This is a genomic window from Mesorhizobium sp. B1-1-5 (genome assembly GCF_006443065.1).
Taxonomy (GTDB): domain Bacteria; phylum Pseudomonadota; class Alphaproteobacteria; order Rhizobiales; family Rhizobiaceae; genus Mesorhizobium.
Genome location: NZ_VFWS01000117.1, coordinates 1 through 15,950 on the forward strand (window position 1 = coordinate 1; position 15,950 = coordinate 15,950).

Sequence of the window (15,950 nt, forward strand, 5' to 3'; positions counted from 1 at the left end):
CAGCGCGTTGGCATCGTCATCATGGCGACCATTTTCGGCATGGCCATCGGCGGCTGGATGTCGGGCTGGATCTACGATCTCACCGGGTCTTACGCGGCCGCCTTCCTCAACGGAATTGGCTGGAACCTGCTCAACATCCTGATGATGGTCGTGGTGTTCTGGAGGGCAAGGCGCAGCGGCGTCGTCATGGCCTGACGGCTCGCGACGGCGCTTCTCCTGGAAATGCCCTCAGCTTGACAACAAATCGCGGCTGCGCGACGCCAAGGGCAGGGAACGTGGCACAGGCCTGCGAGATGGCGACACCAGGGTCAATGGCATTGCAAGCGCGCAGCAGGCGGGATTTGACGCACGAGGCTCGCCCTTGACCAAGCCGCGCTCGCGCCGCGGCGGCGGCCGTCCGACCATTGCCGATGTGGCGCGCAAGGCCGGCGTCGGCGCGATCACCGTGTCGCGGGCGTTGCGTGAGCCCGGGCGAGTGTCGGAAGACCTTCGACGGCAGATACAGGCCGCGGTCGACGAGCTCGGCTACGTGCCTGACCCGAATGCCCGCGCGCTTGCCTCGGCGCGAGCCGAGGTGTTCGGCGTGCTGGTGCCATCGCTGACCAACAACGTCTTCGCCGAGGTGGTGCGCGGCATCTATGATAGTCTTTCCGACAGTCCGTTCCGCATCCAGATCGGCAACACCCATTATTCAGGCCTGGAGGAAGAGCGGCTGCTGCAGGTCTTCGGATCGCAACGCCCGGCGGCGCTGATCGTGGCCGGCATAGACCAGACGCCCAGCGCGCGACGACTGCTGGAGAATGCCGGCTGCCCGGTGGTGCAAGTGATGGAGACCGGGCCGGACCCGGTCGACATGATGGTCGGCTTCTCGCATTTCGACGGCGGCAGGACCGCCGCCGAACACCTGCTGCAAGCCGGATACCGCAAGATCGGCTTCATCGGCGCGCGGATGGATCCGCGTTCGCAGCGGCGCCTTGCCGGCTACCGCGCCGCCATGGAGGCCGCCGGCCTGTTCGACGCGCGGCTGGTCACCACAACGCCGGTGCCGTCAAGCGTGACGCTCGGGCGCGAGTTGTTCCGCGACGCGCTGGCCAAGATGCCGACGCTGGACGGCGTGTTCTGCAACAATGACGATATCGCGCTTGGCGTTCTGTTCGAATGTCATCGAGCATCGATCGACGTGCCGAAGCAGATCGGCGTTGTCGGTTTCAACGATCTCGACATGATGCAGGTGTCGTTTCCTTCAATCACAAGCGTGCGCACGCATCGCTATGAAATCGGCACCCGTGCCGTCGCCATGGCGCTGTCGGCGATCGCCGGAAACCGGCCGGAACAGCGGATCGTCGATCTCGGTTTCGAGCTGATGCGGCGCGAGAGCACTGGGCGCTGACGCGGTACTGTTGGTTCTTAAGATGATGCTTTACAGCCCGAGATGGTAGCGCTACCATTTGCATGCCGGCAAAGGTTCGGCGAGGCTGGAAGGCTGTTTATTATACATAAGCAACAGGTCCGTGCTTGTTTATTATGTATAATATGATAGTTTTCTAAATTGCCAGGAAAGATGAGGGGGCAAGGAAGATCAGGGCGGCTCGGCCGTCCTGTGCGGGTTTTGGTCGGCCGGAGGATGCCGACTGGTATCGCCAAGATTCATAACAAGCAGAACTGCAACTGGGAGGAATATCGATGATCAAGTCACTCGTTGGCGGCGTCATTGCCGCCGCAGCATTCGCCATGCTGAGCTCGTCGGCGATCGCCGGACCCGAAGTCGTCAAAGGGCCTGCGGCCGAGCCGGACTGCTTCGCGCCGTGGTCGGCCGACACGCAGTTTTTCAAGTTTCCGAAGAAGGACGGTCCATACCGCATCGCGCTTGCCAACGGCTACATCGCCAACACCTGGCGCATCCAGATGATACAGACGGCCAAGGCCTATGCGGCGCAGCCCGATGTCGCCAAGAAGCTAAAGGAATTCAAGGTCGTGTCGACCGGCGAGGATGTACCGGCGCAGATCTCGGCGATCAACAACTTCATCGATTCCGGCTTTGACGCGATTGTCGTCAACGCGCAGAACCCGACCGCCTTCGGGCCGGTCATCAAGCGCGCCAAGGAAGCGGGTGTCGTGCTGGTCGCCTTCGACAACATCCTCGACACCAAGGACGCCATCAACGTCAATGTCGACCAGAAGGGCCTGGGCGAACTCTGGGGCAAGTGGCTGGTCGCGCATGTGCCGAACGGCGGCAAGGTGCTCGAGGTGCGCGGCGTCGCCGGTACTTCGGTCGACACCGACCGCCACAATGGCATCCACGAGGTGCTCGACGGTTCCGGCAAGAAGTGGGCCGTCACCGAGGTGGTCGGCAAGTGGGATGACGGCGTGGCGCAAAAGGCCACGGCCGACGCGATCGCCACCAGCGGCCCGTTCGACGGCATCACCGGGCAGGGCGGCGACACCGGTATCGTGCAGGCGATGATCGACGCCAAGCATCCGTTCGTGCCGTTCGGCGGCGAGACGGAAAACGGCTTCCGCAAATTCTGCGCCGCGCATGCGGCTGACGGGCTGAAATGCTCGTCCGCCGGTACCGGTCCGGCCCAGGTGGCGGTCGCCATCAAGACGGCGATTGCCGCGCTCGAAGGCAATGTCGTGCCACAATCGGTCAAGCTGCCTTTGGCCATCGTCGAGGATCCGAACTTCAAGGCAGGGCAGGATTTCTTCCCCGACCAGTCCGACAATTTCTTTGTCGGCAATTCCTTCCCGACTTGCGGCATCAATTTCACCGCGCAGGAAATCATGGGCCAGACCAAGGAAAACAAATAGTCTGACCGGACAGTGCCGCGGCGGGCCCGCGGCACTGTCTCACCAAATCGAAACCGGCCGGGAGGGCTGATGGACGGCACGGCTCCGCTCTTCCGCATGGAAGGCATATCCAAGCGCTATGGCGGCGTTCGGGCCTTGGAAAAGGCCGAGCTGACGGTCACCGCCGGCAGCATCCACGCCATCCTCGGCGAAAACGGCGCCGGCAAATCGACGCTCATCAAGGTCATGGCGGGCGTCGTGGCGCCGGATGAAGGGCGCATGACGCTGGACGGAAGCGAGGTCACCTTCGCTTCGCCTGCCGCCGCCAACCAGGCCGGCATCGTCTGCATTTTCCAGGAGCTGTCGCTGATTCCGGAGCTCAGCGTCGCCGACAACATCGTCATTTCCAATCCACCCAAGCGTTTCGGTATGATCGACCGCAAGGCACAGCGGAAGATCGCTGAGGAAGCGCTGGCACGCGCCGGCGCTTCCGACATTCATCCCCGCGCGCTGGTCAAGGACCTGCCGCTGTCGCGCCGGCAGATGGTGGAGATCGCCAAGGCGCTGGCCCGCAAGCCGCGCATCCTGATCTTCGACGAGGCGACCTCGGCGCTGACGGCGACGGACGTCGCCAAGGTCTTCGAGGTGTTGAAGCGGCTGCGCTCGGAAGGACTGGCGCTGCTCTACATCTCGCATCGCATGAACGAGATCGCGGAACTCGCCGACCATTGCACGGTGTTCCGCAACGGTCGCAACGTCGCCAGCTACCCCGCCGGCTCGAAGAGCGACAACGAGGTGGTCGAGCTGATGATCGGCCGCGAATACAGCCACATCTTCCCGCCGAAACCCGCTTCCGCGGCGGCTGCTGCGACGGTGCTCGAGGCGCGCAATCTCTCCTGGGCCGACCGGCTGGACAATATTTCACTGAGTGTCAGGGCAGGGGAAGTCGTAGGCCTGGGCGGTCTCGACGGGCAGGGCCAGCGAGAATTGCTGCTTGCCTTCTTCGGCGTGCTGCGCGGCCTGCGCGGCGAGGTGCTGATCGACGGCAAGCCGGTTTCGATCGCCAGCCCGACCGCGGCCAGCCACGGCCGCATCGGCATGGCGCTGATCCCCGAGGATCGGAAGACCGAAGGACTGATGCTGCCGATGACGGTGCGCGAGAACCTGTCGTTTGCCGCGCTCGACCGCTTGTCCAAGGCCGGCGTCATCGACCGCGCCGCCGAACAGCGCCTGATCGACGACATGGTCGGGCTGCTGGCGATCAAGACTGCGGGCCTGGACATTCCCGTCGGCGCGCTTTCCGGCGGCAACCAGCAGAAGGTGGTGATCGCCAAATGGCTGATGCGGCAGCCGCGCATCATCCTGCTCAACGATCCGACGCGCGGTATCGATGTCGGCACCAAGCAGGAGCTCTACCAGCTGATGCGCAAGCTGGCGGATGCGGGTGCCGCGATCCTGTTCTATTCGACGGACTATGACGAGCTGATCGGCTGCTGCGACCGCGTGCTCGTGCTCTATGACGGGGCGGTCAAGCGCGAGCTGGTCGGCGCGGGGCTCACCGAGCATGCGCTTATCGCCAGCGCGCTCAACATCCACGGCGATGACGTCCGCATCGGGCAAGGAGAGCGCGCGTGAAGGATTGGCGCTACCGGCTGGCCGAACAACGCGGAACGCTTTTGGCCTTCGGCATCTTCATCGTCATGTTCGCCATCTACAGCGGAAATCATCCGGCCGGCTTCACCGCCAATGTCGTGCAGACGGCCGCCAACAAGGGCGTGCTGCTCGCCTTCGTCGCGATGGCGCAGACATTGGTGGTGATCACCGCTGGCATCGATCTGTCGGTCGGCATGATCTTCACGCTGACCAACTGCATGGCTTCATGGCTGGTGGTCGGCACCGGCCTGGAAACGGCGTTCGGCGTGCTGGCGGTGCTGGGCACCGGGCTCATCTGCGGGGCGGTCAACGGCGCCATCGTCATCTACGGGCGGCTGCAGCCGATCGTTACCACCATCGCCACGGGCGCCGTCTATTTCGGCCTGGCTTTGCTTTTGCGCCCCGTTCCCGGCGGTTCGGTCAACGAGGACCTTGCCGATTTCCTGACCGGGCGTTTCTTCGGCGTCGTGCCGGCGAGCCTGGTGGCGCTGCTCGTCATCGTGCTTGTCGTCTGGGTGCCGTTCAGTCGCTCCGAACTTGGGCGCGCCGCCTATGCCGCGGGCTCGTCGGAGACGGCGGCCTACATGTCCGGGGTGCCGATCCGCAGAGGCAAGTTGCTGGCTTATACGCTTGCCGGCCTGCTTGCGGCCATCGGCGGACTGTTCCTGACCTTCTTCACCTATACGGGCGAGGCGGCCTATGCCAGCGGCAACGCCTATACGCTGTTTTCGATCGCGGCCGTCGTGCTCGGCGGCGTGTCGCTGTTCGGCGGCAAGGGCAGCGCCATCGGCGCGATCTTCGGCGCGCTTGCCTTCCGCACCATCGGCGATCTCTTATTCGTCTTCGATTTCGATCCGCTCTGGCAGCCGTTGTTCCAGGGCGTTATCCTGTTGATCGCGGTCAGCCTTGGCGCCTTCGCGCTGTTTCGGGTACGCAACCGGCTGGAGTGGTTCCTGTGAGCGAGACGACGCATGGCGGCATCATGGGCGGCATCGCCGGCCGCATGCCCAAATTCATCCGGCGCGCCGACCCGGCCGTGCTGACGGCCTTTGCCTGCATCGTGGTCCTGCTCCTGCTCGGCAGCCTCTATTCGCGCAACTTCCTGTCGCCGGAATATCTGCTGCAGCAGTTGAAGGTCGCGTCCTTCCTCGGCGTCATCGCCACCGGCATGATGCTGGTCATCCTGCTTGGCCAGATCGACCTTTCCGTGCCATGGGCCGTGGCCGCCGGCGCCATGATGGCCTGCGCGGCCGCGGCTTACGGGTCGGTCGGCGTTGCTCTCGCCATCCCCTTCGGCGTCCTGTGCGGCGTGGCGATCGGCATCGTCAACGGCATCGGGGTCGCCTATCTGCGCATCCCCTCGATGATCATTACTTTAGCCACCAATGCCGTCGCGCAGGGGCTGATGGTGGTCTATACCGGCGGCTTCTCGCCACAGGATTCGGCGACCGCGGCGATGCGCTACCTGGCAACAGGTTTCACTATCCCGGGCGTTCCCAATGCCGTCATCATCTGGGCGCTGATCGGCGCCGCGATGGTCTTCGCGCTGACCCGCACCAGCTTCGGCCGCGCCGTTTACGGCATCGGCAACCGTGAGCGCGCCGCCTACCTGTCCGGCATCGACACGCGTCGCATCGTCATGATCGCCTTCGCCGTCTCCGGCGGGCTGTCTGCCTTTGGCGGCGTGCTTCTGGCGGGCTATGCATCCAAGGCGGCGCAGTCCATGGGCGATGCCTATCTCCTGCCGTCGATCGCGGCGGTTGTCCTGGGCGGCACATCGATCCTGGGCGGGCGCGGCTCCTATCTGGGCACGGTGGCCGGCGTGATCCTGATTACGCTCCTGCAATCCATCCTCTCGGTCATGCAGATGCCCGAGGCCGGACGGCAAATCATCTATGGTGTCGTCATCGTCGCCATGCTCCTGCTCTACGGGCGCGCGCCGGCAAGCCGCTGACCGTGGACGAGGCGCACACGAGACCGCAGATCCCGGAGCCTGGCATGAACGATCTTCGGACGGCGCCCGCCATCGTCGTGATGGGCGTTGCCGGCTGCGGCAAGACGGCCGTCGGCGAGGCGCTTGCCAAGGCGCTGGGCGCCGACTTCATCGAAGGAGACCTGCTGCATCCGCCGGAGAATGTGGCGCGCATGGCGCGCGGCGAGCCGCTGACCGATGCGTTGCGCGCGGGCTGGCTCGACGCCATAGGCGAGCGTGTCGCGGCCTCGGTTGCCGGCGGGCGGAAGGCGGTGGCGGCGTGCTCGGCGCTGAAGCGTAGCTATCGCGACCGGCTGAGCCGCTTCTGCCCCGACACAGTCTTCCTCTATCTCAGGATCGATCGGGAGACCGCCTGGCGACGGGTCGCCGATCGCAAGGGCCATTTCATGCCCGCCAGCCTCGTCGACAGCCAGTTCGCCACGCTGGAGGAGCCTGCGGCGGACGAACGAGCCGTGACGGTCGACGGAACGCGAAGTGTTGCAGGAATCCTGCAAGAGATCATCCGCTAGCTGGATCAGTTGGTAATCAGGCTTCGTCGTTGCCGATCGCGGCTTGGGCTGGCTGCTCGGTCAGCCGCACGGCGCTCGACCAGGCCATCATCTGTTCAGGACAGAGTTTGAGCGTCTCCAGCATCCGGTCGCGCTTCGACAGGATAAATCCCGCCTGAACGACGAGGTTCTTCCCTGTCATGTCCTTGGCAGGCGATGCGGACGCCTCTGGACTCGCGCTCAGTTCTTTGACGATCGCCCTATATTCGCGAAAGGGCGCCGTCTCGATGGTCGCCATATGAAACAGCGCAGCGCCGGCGCGCGCGGCGAAGTTTGCCGGCGCCGAGGCGAGGTGGGTCCAGCCGCGCTCGCCCATGGCGGTCTCGGTGAAGGCGGAGCCGGCATAGACGGTGTTGGTCATCAGCACTAAGCCATTTGCTTTCAGCACTTTCTGGATGCGCGTCGTGACCTGATAGGCGTCGGTGCGCTCAAATACGATCCGGCTTTTCAGAAAGCGGTTTTCGAGCCTGACCAGCGGCGGGTTGATCACGCGCAGGCCGAACTTGCTCGGCGAGAAGCCGTGATAGCGCGCGCTCACCTGATGGGCATCGACGCCGGCCTCATGCAGCGCGCGCTTGCCCATGATCGTCTGCGCCGTGAACTGGTCGCACCACACGATGGCGCCGCGCCCGTTGCGCAGGGCTTGTTGCAGAGCCTCGAGGCCTTCGAGCCGGATCGCCGGCGACCAGCGCCAGCCGGCGACGAGATGTGCCGCAAGCGTCAGCCGCCGGCGGTGAACGGCGGCGAGTTGCGCCTCGAACATGCCTTTCGTGTCGACGGCATCGCCGAGCACGGCCTTCACCGCGACGTCGTAACGGGCAAACTCCTTGCGGAAGTGGCGCTTGCGCCTGAGCCTGGACGCCCAGCCGCAGATCGAGCTCCACCAGGAGACCGGCAGCATCGCCGCGACGCCGAGATAGAAACAGGACAACAGGATCTCGCGCGGATCCCGATTGGTGAAGCGACGCAATTTGCCGGGGCGCACAACCTTGCGGCTGAAGAAGCGAACGGACTCGTCGCGCTCCGGCACCGGCACGTCGGCCGTGATCTCGGTGTGATAGATGTCGTTCGACGATGGCTGCCGGCTGGCCTTACGGGAATTGCCAAGCCAAGGCAGCCTCATGCGTCTGAGCCCCGTTTCATCCTCCAGCCGCTTTACTGCGTCCGCGGTAGACTGGCAACCGAGGGCAGGCCGCGGCTTGTCACTGGGCGCAATTGCGGAACGGAAGGTTACGGCGAAGCGGCCGATCCTGGCTGCTCTACGCTTCCTCGGGTCGCTTCAAATCTGAGACGTGAGCTCAGCCGGAAAATCGTCGTTGTCGGCGTCGCGCATGGCGGCGAGGCTGCGGTTGTCGAGCACCTCGGCGATCGCCTGGCGTACTTCCAGCATCATGTGGCGGACTTGGCAGGTTGCCTCGTCGCAGTCCTCGCAGCGCTGGTATTGCGTGCGGCTGGCGCAAGGGATCGGCGCCAGCGGGCCGTCGAGCACGCGCACGACATGGCCGATCTTGATCTCGGAAGCGGGACGGGCGAGGCGGTAACCGCCTTCCTTGCCCTTGCGGCTCTGGACGAAACCGGCATTGCGCAACTCGCCCAGGATCGCATCCAGGAATTTCTTCGGGATGTTGTTGGCGACGGCGATGTCGTTGACGAATGCAAGCTGGCCAGCCGGCAGGCCGGAAAGATGCACGAGGGCCTTGAGGCCGTATTTGCCTTTTTTGGTCAGCATGCCCGATTCAGTTCGTCAAACCCCAATGCGCCTGCATCTGGCGGTTGTTTGTGTGCAAATCATGACAGTTGGACCGCCTGACGCCGCCTGGCCCAATAATTCCCACCGCAGCTTAGGCACAAACGCGTTGATTCTTCGTAACGTTTTTCACATTTCGGGTTGGGATTTCCCCCCGCGAACTCATGCAGCCCAGCTTACATGAAGAAAGCCGGCAAAGCCGGCTTACTTGCTCTTCCTGATTGCGGAGCTTTTCAACGGCTGCCGTAGGCCTGATCGAGCAGCCCGCCGGCGGCGAAATGCTCTTTCTGCACCTTGTCCCAGCCGCCAAAGACGTCCTCCACGGTCAGCAGCCGGACATCCGGGAAGTCCGCCTTGTGCGTGGCGGCGACCGTCGCGTCGCGGACACGCAAGCCGTTCCCGGCGGCGATCTCCTGGCCCTCCGGCGTATAGAGGAAGTCGAGATAGGTCTTGGCGAGATCGCGGCTGCCATGCTCGTCGGCGACCTTGTCGGCGACCGCTACGGGGAACTCGGCCAGCAGGCTGACCGAAGGCGTGACCTGCTCGAACTTGTCGTCGCCATACTCCTCGCGAATGCCGCGCGTCTCCGACTCGAAGGTGATCAGCACGTCGCCGATCTCGCGCTGGACGAAAGTGGTGGTGGCGGCGCGGCCGCCGGTGTCGAAGATCGGCACGTTGTTGAAGAGCTTGGTGATGAACTCCTTCACCTTGGCGTCGTCGCCCTTGAAGGCTTCCTTGGCGTAGGCGGTGGCGGCGAGATAGGTGTAGCGCGCATTGCCGGATGTCTTCGGGTTCGGGAAGATCACCTGCACGTCGTCGCGCACCAGATCGTTCCAGTCCTTGATATGCTTGGGATTGCCGGCGCGCACCAGGAAGGACGGCAGCGAATAGAAGGGCGAGGCGTTGTCCGGGAAATTCTTCTGCCAGTCGGCCGAGACGAGACCCTTCTTGACCAGGAAATCGACATCGGTGACCTGGTTGAAGGTGACGACATCGGCGCCAAGGCCTTCGGCGATCGCGCGCGCCTGCGCCGAGGTGCCGGCGTGCGATTGGTCGATCGCGACGCCGGGGTGCTTGGCGATGAAGGCCTTGTTGATGTCGGCGAACAACTCGCGGCCGACGTCATAGGACGCATTCAAAAGCTTGTCGGCCGACCAGGCTTGGGAGGATGCGAGGAGGAGACCGGCAACAGCCGCGATGCCGAGCAACAGACGCTTCATGAAAACAGGCTCCGAGGAAAGTATGGCAATTGTGAATGATAGCCGGGGCGCTGTTGCGCGGCGAGACACGCGCGCCGGTTAGACGACATCACGGTGAGAAAAGTCACCGCCGGAATAGTCAGTTGCTAGGATTTCTTTCCAGGAAGAGTCATCGTGGGCGATATCCATAGGCAAAAAAGATTGCATTTCGGCGCCTTGGCATATACATATGGCATATACAAGGGAATGCCGTGATGAGCCAACAACGCCATGCAGCGACGCCGCCGAAAGAGGCAAAGCTGTTCCGCAACAACCGCAGCCAGGCGGTGCGGATTCCAGTCGAGTTCGAACTCCCCGGCGACAAGGTCCTGATCAGCCGCGAGGGCGACCGTCTTGTCATCGAGCCCATTCGTAAATCAGGTCTCACGGCGCTGCTCGCCCAGTGGGCGAAGGAAGCCCCGCTCGGTCCTGAGGATGACTTCCCCGAGATCAAGGATAGTCCCGTCGGACCCGAGGACATTTTTTGATGCGGTTCATGCTCGACACAAACATCATAAGCGACATGATCCGAAACCCAGGCGGCAAGGCCGCCGGCGTCATGGCGCGCGTGGGAGACGCCTCCGTGTGCACCAGCATCGTCGTCGCTTCGGAACTTCGGTATGGCTGCGCCAGGAAGGGATCGGCCAAGTTGGTCAAGAAGGTCGAGGAACTGCTGGCCGAGATTCTGGTGCTGCCGCTCGATGTGCCGGCGGATGCCGAGTACGGCGCGCTGCGCGCCGAATTGGAAGGCAGGGGCGAGACCATCGGCCACAACGACCTCTTTATCGCTGCTCACGCCTGCGCGTCAGGTTCCACGCTGGTGACAGCCAACATGGCCGAGTTCAGCCGTATCAGAAAGCTGAACGTCGAGAACTGGCTGGAATAACGCTCGACGCGACGATCACGCCGTCGGAAAGAGCTTCCAGCGTCGCGGCCTGAAAGCCACCCGGCTCTTTTGCGCCGCGGGATGGTCGACCGGCAGCTCGATCTCGACGCGCTGGCGCTCACCGCCGATCTCGAGCTCGACGCGCCTGGTGCCGGCGACGCGGCGGCTGGCGGCAACCGTGCCGGCGATGCAGCCGCTGCAGCCGTCGACCAGGTCGACGTCATGCGGACGGAAGTGGAGGGCTGCCTCGCCGGACGGCGCGTGCGGCGCCGAGAGCCCGATCGGCCGGTCGGCGATCCATACCTCGCCGTTCTCGACCTTGACCGGCAGCGAGCTCGACTCGCCGATGAAGGAGTAGACGAAGGGCGAATTCGGTGTGTCGTAGATGTCGTCGGCGGTGCCGACCTGCTCGATGCGGCCCTGGCTCATCACCACGACGCGGTCGGCGAGCTCCAGCGCTTCTTCCTGGTCATGCGTGACGAAGACGGTGGTGTGGCCGGTGCGGTCGTGGATCTCGCGCAGCCAGCGGCGCAGCTCACGGCGAACCTGCGCATCGAGCGCGCCGAACGGTTCGTCGAGCAGAAGCACCTTGGGCTCGATCGCCATGGCGCGGGCGAGCGCGACGCGCTGGCGCTGGCCGCCTGAAAGTTGCGCCGGATAGCGCTTTTCCAGGCCCGACAGCTGAACGAGGTCGAGCAGTTCCAGCGCCCGCCGGCGGATTTCCTGCCCCGACGGCCTTGCGGCGCCGTGCCGGACCTTCAGGCCGAAGCCGATGTTGTCGGCAACCGTCATGTGGCGGAACAGCGCGTAATGCTGGAAGACGAAGCCGACATTGCGCTCCTGGATCGACTTCTGCGAGGCGTCCTCGTCGCCGAAGAAGATCGCGCCCTTGGTCGGCCGTTCCAGGCCGGCGATCAGCCGAAGCAGGGTCGTCTTGCCGGAACCGGACGGCCCGAGCAGCGCGATGAGCTCGCCGGACCTGATGTCGAGCGATACGTCGTGGAGCGCCGGAAACCGCTCGAACTCCTTGCGCACGTTGACGACGCGAACTTCCATGCAAATCCCTCGGTTCGTTGATGCTGTCGGTGTTCCCAAACTGCCAGGCACTCTCGGGTGGTGTTCAGTGTCCGCGTGTCGCGGCAAGCTCGGCGCCGTAGCGCATCTCCAGAAGCGTTTTCAAAACCAGCGTCACCAGCGCCAGGCCGGCCAGCAGCGAAGCGACGGCAAAGGCGCCGACGGCGTTGTATTCGTTGTAGAGGATCTCGACATGCAGCGGCATGGTGTTGGTGAGGCCGCGTATGTGGCCCGAAACCACCGAGACCGCGCCGAACTCGCCCATGGCGCGCGCATTGCACAGAAGCACGCCATAGAGCAGTCCCCATTTGACGTTGGGCAGCGTCACATACCAGAAGGCTTGCCAGCCGCTGGCGCCCAGCGAAAGCGCCGCCTCTTCGTCGCCATTGCCCTGTTCCTGCATCAGCGGGATGAGCTCGCGGGCGACGAAGGGGAAGGTGACGAAGATGGTGGCCAGCACGATGCCGGGCACGGCGAAGAGGATGACGATGCCATGCGCCTTCAACCAGGCGCCGAGCAGCCCCTGCGCGCCGAAGAGAAGCACATAGACCAGGCCGGAGATGACCGGCGAGACCGAGAAAGGCAGGTCGATCAGCGTGGTCAGGAACGCCTTGCCCTTGAATTCGAACTTGGCGATGGCCCAGGCGGCAGAGATGCCGAAGACGACGTTGAGCGGCACCGAGATCGCCGCCACAAGCAATGTCAGGCGGATGGCGGAGCGCGTATCGGGGCTGGAAAGGGCTTCTGTGTAGGCGCCGGCGCCTTTGGCAAGCGCCTCATGAAAGACGACGATCAGCGGCAAAAGCAGGAAGACTGCAAGGAAGGCGAAGGCGATTGCCATCAGCACGGCCTTGACGGGCCGGCTTTCGGTCACCGCGGCCGACTGGCTCTCGTGATGCGGCTCGTAGGATTTGATCTCGGGATCAGCCATAGCGCTTGCGGCTCGATGTCTGGACGAGATTGACCACCAAAAGCATCACGAAGGACAGCGCCAGCATGATCGCGGCGATCGCGGTCGCCGCCTCGTAATTGTATTCCTCGAGCCTGATCACGATGAGAAGCGGCGCAATCTCGGACTTGAAGGGCAGGTTGCCGGCGATGAAGATGACCGAGCCGTATTCGCCGACGCCGCGCGCGAAGGCGAGCGAAAAGCCGGTGATGATCGCCGGCGCCAGGCCTGGGAAAAGCACCCGGGCGATGATCTGGAAACGGCTGGCGCCGAGCGTGGCGGCCGCTTCCTCGACCTCCTTGTCGACCTCTTCCATGATCGGCTGGACGGTGCGCACGACGAAGGGCAGGCCGATGAACACCAGCGCGACGACGATGCCGAGCGGCGTGTAGGCGACCTTGATGCCGAGCGGCATCAGAAGCTGGCCGATCCAGCCGTTCGGCGCATAGAGCGTGGTGAGCGCGATGCCGGCGACGGCCGTTGGCAGGGCGAAGGGCAGGTCGACCATCGCGTCGGCGATGCGGCGTCCGGGGAAGCGGTAGCGGACCAGCACCCAGGCCACGATGGTGCCGAACACGACGTTGACGACAGCCGCCAGGAAGGCAGTGCCGAAGCTTATCCTCAGCGCGTTGAGGGTGCGTCGGTCGACGGCGATCGCCCAGAAATCGGCCCAGCCGAGCGCTGCCGAGCGCCAGATCAGCCCCGAAAGCGGGATGAGGATGATGAGCGTGAGGTAGGCAAGTGAGAAGCCGAGCGTCAATCCGAACCCCGGAATGACACTCGGCTGTCTGAATCGCCACCCCGCCTTGGCGGGTGCTGTGGTCATGCTGTCCTGGATCGTCCTTCTATTCAAACCGGAATGGCTCTGCGCAGTCGCATTCGGCCGGGACGCCCGCGAGGCTCACCGGCCGTCAGGCCTCACTGCGCCGGTTTGTAGATCTGGTCGAATATACCGCCGTCGCCGAAATGGTAAGGCTGCGCTTTCTTCCAGCCGCCGAATTGCGGGTCGTCGATGGTGACCAGCTTGATTGCCGGCAGCTTGGCAAGGTCCTCGGCCGGCACCAGGTCGGGCTTGGCCGGGCGATAGTGGTCCTTGGCGATGATGGTCTGCGCTTCCTTGGAATAGAGCCAGCCCAGATAGGCCTCCGCGACCTTGCGCGTGCCCCTGGCGTCGACATTGGCGTCGACGACCGCGACCGGCGGCTCGGCCAGGATCGAGGTCGGCGGGTAGACGATGTCGAAATTGTCGGCGCCGAATTCGTCGAGCGCGAGATAGGCTTCATTCTCCCAGGCGATCAGCACGTCGCCCAGGCCCTTCTGCGCGAAGGTCACCGTCGAGCCGCGCGCGCCGGTATCGAGCACCGGGACATTTGCATAAAGCTTGCCGACGAACTCCTTGGTCTTGGCTTCGTCATTGCCGTCATTGGCGTTCGCATAGGCCCAGGCGGCAAGATAGTTCCAGCGCGCGCCGCCGGACGTCTTCGGGTTCGGCGTGATCACCTGGACGCCGTCCTTCACCAGATCGCTCCAGTCCTGGATGCCCTTGGGATTGCCCTTGCGCACCAGGAAGATGATGGTCGAGGTGTAGGGTGCGGAGTTGTTCTCGAACTTCGTGCGCCAATCCGGGTTGATCTTCTTCGTCTTCGAGACGATGGCGTTGATATCGCCTTCGAGCGCCAGCGTCACGACGTCGGCGTCGAGGCCGTCGATCACCGCCCGGGCCTGCGCGCCGGAACCGCCATGCGACTGCTGGATGGTGACTGTTTCGCCGGTCTCAGCCTTCCAGTGCGCGGCGAACGCCTCGTCATAGGCTTTGTAGAGTTCACGTGTCGGGTCATAGGACACATTCAAAATGGTCGTGTCGGCAAACGCGAAACCGAGCGTGCCGAACTGGACAGACGTGGCGACCAGCGCGCCGAGCAGTGTCCTGAAATGAGGTTTGGTCATTCCGGCCTCCGTTGAACTGCTGCGAACTCTACCGAGTTTATAGAATTTAGATGCATTGAATGTTGCCTTTTTCATCTCCTCGAAACAATTTTTCACCGAGCGAGTGTCGGTTAAGGAAATAACTTCCTCAGCGGCCGCATGGCTCTTCATCCGCCGGCCCTAATTAGAAGCGGTCAGGGTGATGACAACCCTGGGCGCCTCAATTGGCGTTAACCGGAAAATCGAAGCGCTGTTTTGGGAAAGGCTCTTTTGCCAGGGTGAAGTGCCACCATTCGCGCGCATAGTTGCGAAAGCCGGCGGCGCGCATTGCGCTCAGCAGCGTCTTGCGGTTTGCGGTGGCTTCGGCGCCGATCAAGGCACCGGCGGTTTCGCTCTTTGGGTCAAAGCAGTCGAAACCGGTGCCGAAATCGAGCGTGCCGCCGTCCGGCGCGCCGCAGGCCGGATGAACCGCACTTTTATTGCCGGCCTCGGCGATGGCAAGGTCCACCGTCGAACCTCGAGAATGGCTGGAGAACTCGCCGATATAGCCTTTGGCGATGAGATCGCCACGCTCGGCGGTCGGATACCATTGCGGGTCGGGCAGGCCGCCTTCTCTTGTCCACCTGCCCATATCGGCAACCGCTCGCGCCGGGCGGTAGCAGTCGAAGACGACCAGCGTCAGGCCTTTGGCGGTCATGGCTTTCTGGACGCTGGACAGCGCCTTCGCGGCCTGTGCGGTCAGGATGCAGACCGGCGCGTCATAGCCGTCGGCTTTGCGGTGCAGGAAGTTTTCCAGGCCGGCGTAGCGGATATCCTGGCGAATGGTCGGGTCGATTTCGGCCAGCCTGACGAAGCCGGCGGGGAGGGGATCGGCGCGGACTGAGAGAGGGCTCGCGATTGCTAGCGCTGCCAAGAATGCTCCCGACAAACGTCGGCGCGAGGCCCCCCTCTCTGCCCTGCCGGGCATCTCCCCCTCAAGGGGGGAGATTGGATTTCGCATCGGTTTTCACCAATCGTCAAAGGTTGAGCGCGACATCGAAGCTGCTGATCTCCCCCCTTGAGGGGGAGATGGCCGGCAGGCCAGAGAGGGGGGCCTCGCGCCGGACCTCAGGCGAGGAATTCCGTGGCCCGAAGTCTCAAGAAACGCAA

The 15,950-nt window shown here is 63.8% G+C and carries 16 protein-coding genes and 1 pseudogene; 9 read left to right on the plus strand and 8 right to left on the minus strand.

Annotation, left to right across the window (positions count from 1 at the left end; all coding sequences use genetic code 11):
- The 7 genes and pseudogenes from FJ980_RS24760 to FJ980_RS24790 form a co-directional block, all read left to right on the plus strand.
- A pseudogene (locus FJ980_RS24760) lies at positions 1 to 195 on the plus strand (MFS transporter); the annotation flags it as partial.
- A 166-nt stretch (positions 196 to 361) separates the two neighbouring features.
- On the plus strand, positions 362 to 1,390 hold the full coding sequence (locus tag FJ980_RS24765; protein WP_140546342.1) for a LacI family DNA-binding transcriptional regulator: 1,029 nt from the start codon (positions 362 to 364) through the stop codon (positions 1,388 to 1,390).
- Between the two features lie 293 nt (positions 1,391 to 1,683).
- Entirely contained in the window at positions 1,684 to 2,808 is a 1,125-nt protein-coding gene (locus tag FJ980_RS24770) for a sugar ABC transporter substrate-binding protein (protein WP_140546343.1), read from the plus strand.
- A 69-nt stretch (positions 2,809 to 2,877) separates the two neighbouring features.
- Positions 2,878 to 4,422, plus strand: coding sequence for a sugar ABC transporter ATP-binding protein (locus FJ980_RS24775; RefSeq protein WP_140546344.1), 1,545 nt, complete (start codon positions 2,878 to 2,880; stop codon positions 4,420 to 4,422).
- Positions 4,419 to 5,399 carry an ABC transporter permease gene (locus tag FJ980_RS24780; protein ID WP_140546345.1) on the plus strand — a complete coding sequence of 327 codons (981 nt, stop codon included), beginning with the start codon at positions 4,419 to 4,421 and terminating at the stop codon, positions 5,397 to 5,399. The genes FJ980_RS24775 and FJ980_RS24780 overlap by 4 nt, the downstream gene beginning before the upstream one ends.
- Positions 5,396 to 6,394, plus strand: a complete 999-nt coding sequence (locus FJ980_RS24785; RefSeq protein ID WP_140546346.1) for an ABC transporter permease — start codon at positions 5,396 to 5,398, stop codon at positions 6,392 to 6,394. Before FJ980_RS24780 ends, FJ980_RS24785 begins: the two co-directional genes overlap by 4 nt.
- Before the next feature lie 44 nt (positions 6,395 to 6,438).
- Entirely contained in the window at positions 6,439 to 6,942 is a 504-nt protein-coding gene (locus tag FJ980_RS24790; RefSeq protein ID WP_246676546.1) for a gluconokinase, read from the plus strand.
- Positions 6,943 to 6,958: 16 nt separating this feature from the next.
- On the opposite strand, the gene FJ980_RS24795 is transcribed toward FJ980_RS24790, so the two are convergent.
- The 3 genes from FJ980_RS24795 to FJ980_RS24805 form a co-directional block, all read right to left on the minus strand.
- The gene (locus FJ980_RS24795; protein ID WP_140546347.1) at positions 6,959 to 8,104 is read right to left on the minus strand and encodes a hypothetical protein; all 1,146 of its coding nucleotides are present in this window, start codon (positions 8,102 to 8,104) and stop codon (positions 6,959 to 6,961) included.
- A 156-nt stretch (positions 8,105 to 8,260) separates the two neighbouring features.
- Positions 8,261 to 8,710, minus strand: a complete 450-nt coding sequence (locus FJ980_RS24800) for an Rrf2 family transcriptional regulator (RefSeq protein ID WP_040984137.1) — start codon at positions 8,708 to 8,710, stop codon at positions 8,261 to 8,263.
- A 251-nt stretch (positions 8,711 to 8,961) separates the two neighbouring features.
- A complete protein-coding gene (locus tag FJ980_RS24805; protein WP_140546348.1) occupies positions 8,962 to 9,948 on the minus strand; it encodes a sulfate ABC transporter substrate-binding protein in 987 nt (328 codons plus the stop codon).
- A 233-nt stretch (positions 9,949 to 10,181) separates the two neighbouring features.
- Here FJ980_RS24805 and FJ980_RS24810 point away from each other — a divergent pair, with 233 nt between their 5' ends.
- A complete protein-coding gene (locus FJ980_RS24810; protein WP_095768922.1) occupies positions 10,182 to 10,454 on the plus strand; it encodes an antitoxin in 273 nt (90 codons plus the stop codon).
- Entirely contained in the window at positions 10,454 to 10,852 is a 399-nt protein-coding gene (locus tag FJ980_RS24815) for a type II toxin-antitoxin system VapC family toxin (RefSeq protein ID WP_140546349.1), read from the plus strand. The genes FJ980_RS24810 and FJ980_RS24815 overlap by 1 nt, the downstream gene beginning before the upstream one ends.
- 15 nt (positions 10,853 to 10,867) lie before the next feature.
- Here FJ980_RS24815 and FJ980_RS24820 read toward each other — a convergent pair whose 3' ends face one another.
- The 5 genes from FJ980_RS24820 to FJ980_RS24840 form a co-directional block, all read right to left on the minus strand.
- On the minus strand, positions 10,868 to 11,908 hold the full coding sequence (locus FJ980_RS24820; RefSeq protein WP_140546350.1) for a sulfate/molybdate ABC transporter ATP-binding protein: 1,041 nt from the start codon (positions 11,906 to 11,908) through the stop codon (positions 10,868 to 10,870).
- A 64-nt stretch (positions 11,909 to 11,972) separates the two neighbouring features.
- Positions 11,973 to 12,857, minus strand: coding sequence for a sulfate ABC transporter permease subunit CysW (cysW, locus tag FJ980_RS24825; RefSeq protein ID WP_140546351.1), 885 nt, complete (start codon positions 12,855 to 12,857; stop codon positions 11,973 to 11,975).
- Positions 12,850 to 13,701: a sulfate ABC transporter permease subunit CysT gene (cysT, locus tag FJ980_RS24830; RefSeq protein WP_140546352.1), complete on the minus strand. Its 852-nt coding sequence runs from the start codon at positions 13,699 to 13,701 to the stop codon at positions 12,850 to 12,852. Before cysT ends, cysW begins: the two co-directional genes overlap by 8 nt.
- 92 nt (positions 13,702 to 13,793) lie before the next feature.
- Positions 13,794 to 14,822, minus strand: coding sequence for a sulfate ABC transporter substrate-binding protein (locus tag FJ980_RS24835; protein WP_140546353.1), 1,029 nt, complete (start codon positions 14,820 to 14,822; stop codon positions 13,794 to 13,796).
- A gap of 199 nt (positions 14,823 to 15,021) precedes the next feature.
- Positions 15,022 to 15,714, minus strand: coding sequence for a M15 family metallopeptidase (locus FJ980_RS24840; protein WP_246676548.1), 693 nt, complete (start codon positions 15,712 to 15,714; stop codon positions 15,022 to 15,024).
- Between the last annotated feature and the right edge of the window lie 236 nt (positions 15,715 to 15,950).

What these genes read in the sequence shown, in the direction of transcription:
- FJ980_RS24770 (WP_140546343.1), top strand. Translation starts at nt 1,684, where the DNA reads ATGATCAAGTCACTCGTTGGCGGCGTCATTGCCGCCGCAGCATTCGCC.
- FJ980_RS24775 (WP_140546344.1), top strand. Translation starts at nt 2,878, where the DNA reads ATGGACGGCACGGCTCCGCTCTTCCGCATGGAAGGCATATCCAAGCGC.
- FJ980_RS24790 (WP_246676546.1), top strand. Translation starts at nt 6,439, where the DNA reads ATGAACGATCTTCGGACGGCGCCCGCCATCGTCGTGATGGGCGTTGCC.
- FJ980_RS24795 (WP_140546347.1), bottom strand. Translation starts at nt 8,104, where the DNA reads ATGAGGCTGCCTTGGCTTGGCAATTCCCGTAAGGCCAGCCGGCAGCCA.
- FJ980_RS24800 (WP_040984137.1), bottom strand. Translation starts at nt 8,710, where the DNA reads ATGCTGACCAAAAAAGGCAAATACGGCCTCAAGGCCCTCGTGCATCTT.
- FJ980_RS24805 (WP_140546348.1), bottom strand. Translation starts at nt 9,948, where the DNA reads ATGAAGCGTCTGTTGCTCGGCATCGCGGCTGTTGCCGGTCTCCTCCTC.
- FJ980_RS24810 (WP_095768922.1), top strand. Translation starts at nt 10,182, where the DNA reads ATGAGCCAACAACGCCATGCAGCGACGCCGCCGAAAGAGGCAAAGCTG.
- FJ980_RS24815 (WP_140546349.1), top strand. Translation starts at nt 10,454, where the DNA reads ATGCGGTTCATGCTCGACACAAACATCATAAGCGACATGATCCGAAAC.
- FJ980_RS24820 (WP_140546350.1), bottom strand. Translation starts at nt 11,908, where the DNA reads ATGGAAGTTCGCGTCGTCAACGTGCGCAAGGAGTTCGAGCGGTTTCCG.
- cysW (WP_140546351.1), bottom strand. Translation starts at nt 12,857, where the DNA reads ATGGCTGATCCCGAGATCAAATCCTACGAGCCGCATCACGAGAGCCAG.
- cysT (WP_140546352.1), bottom strand. Translation starts at nt 13,701, where the DNA reads ATGACCACAGCACCCGCCAAGGCGGGGTGGCGATTCAGACAGCCGAGT.
- FJ980_RS24835 (WP_140546353.1), bottom strand. Translation starts at nt 14,822, where the DNA reads ATGACCAAACCTCATTTCAGGACACTGCTCGGCGCGCTGGTCGCCACG.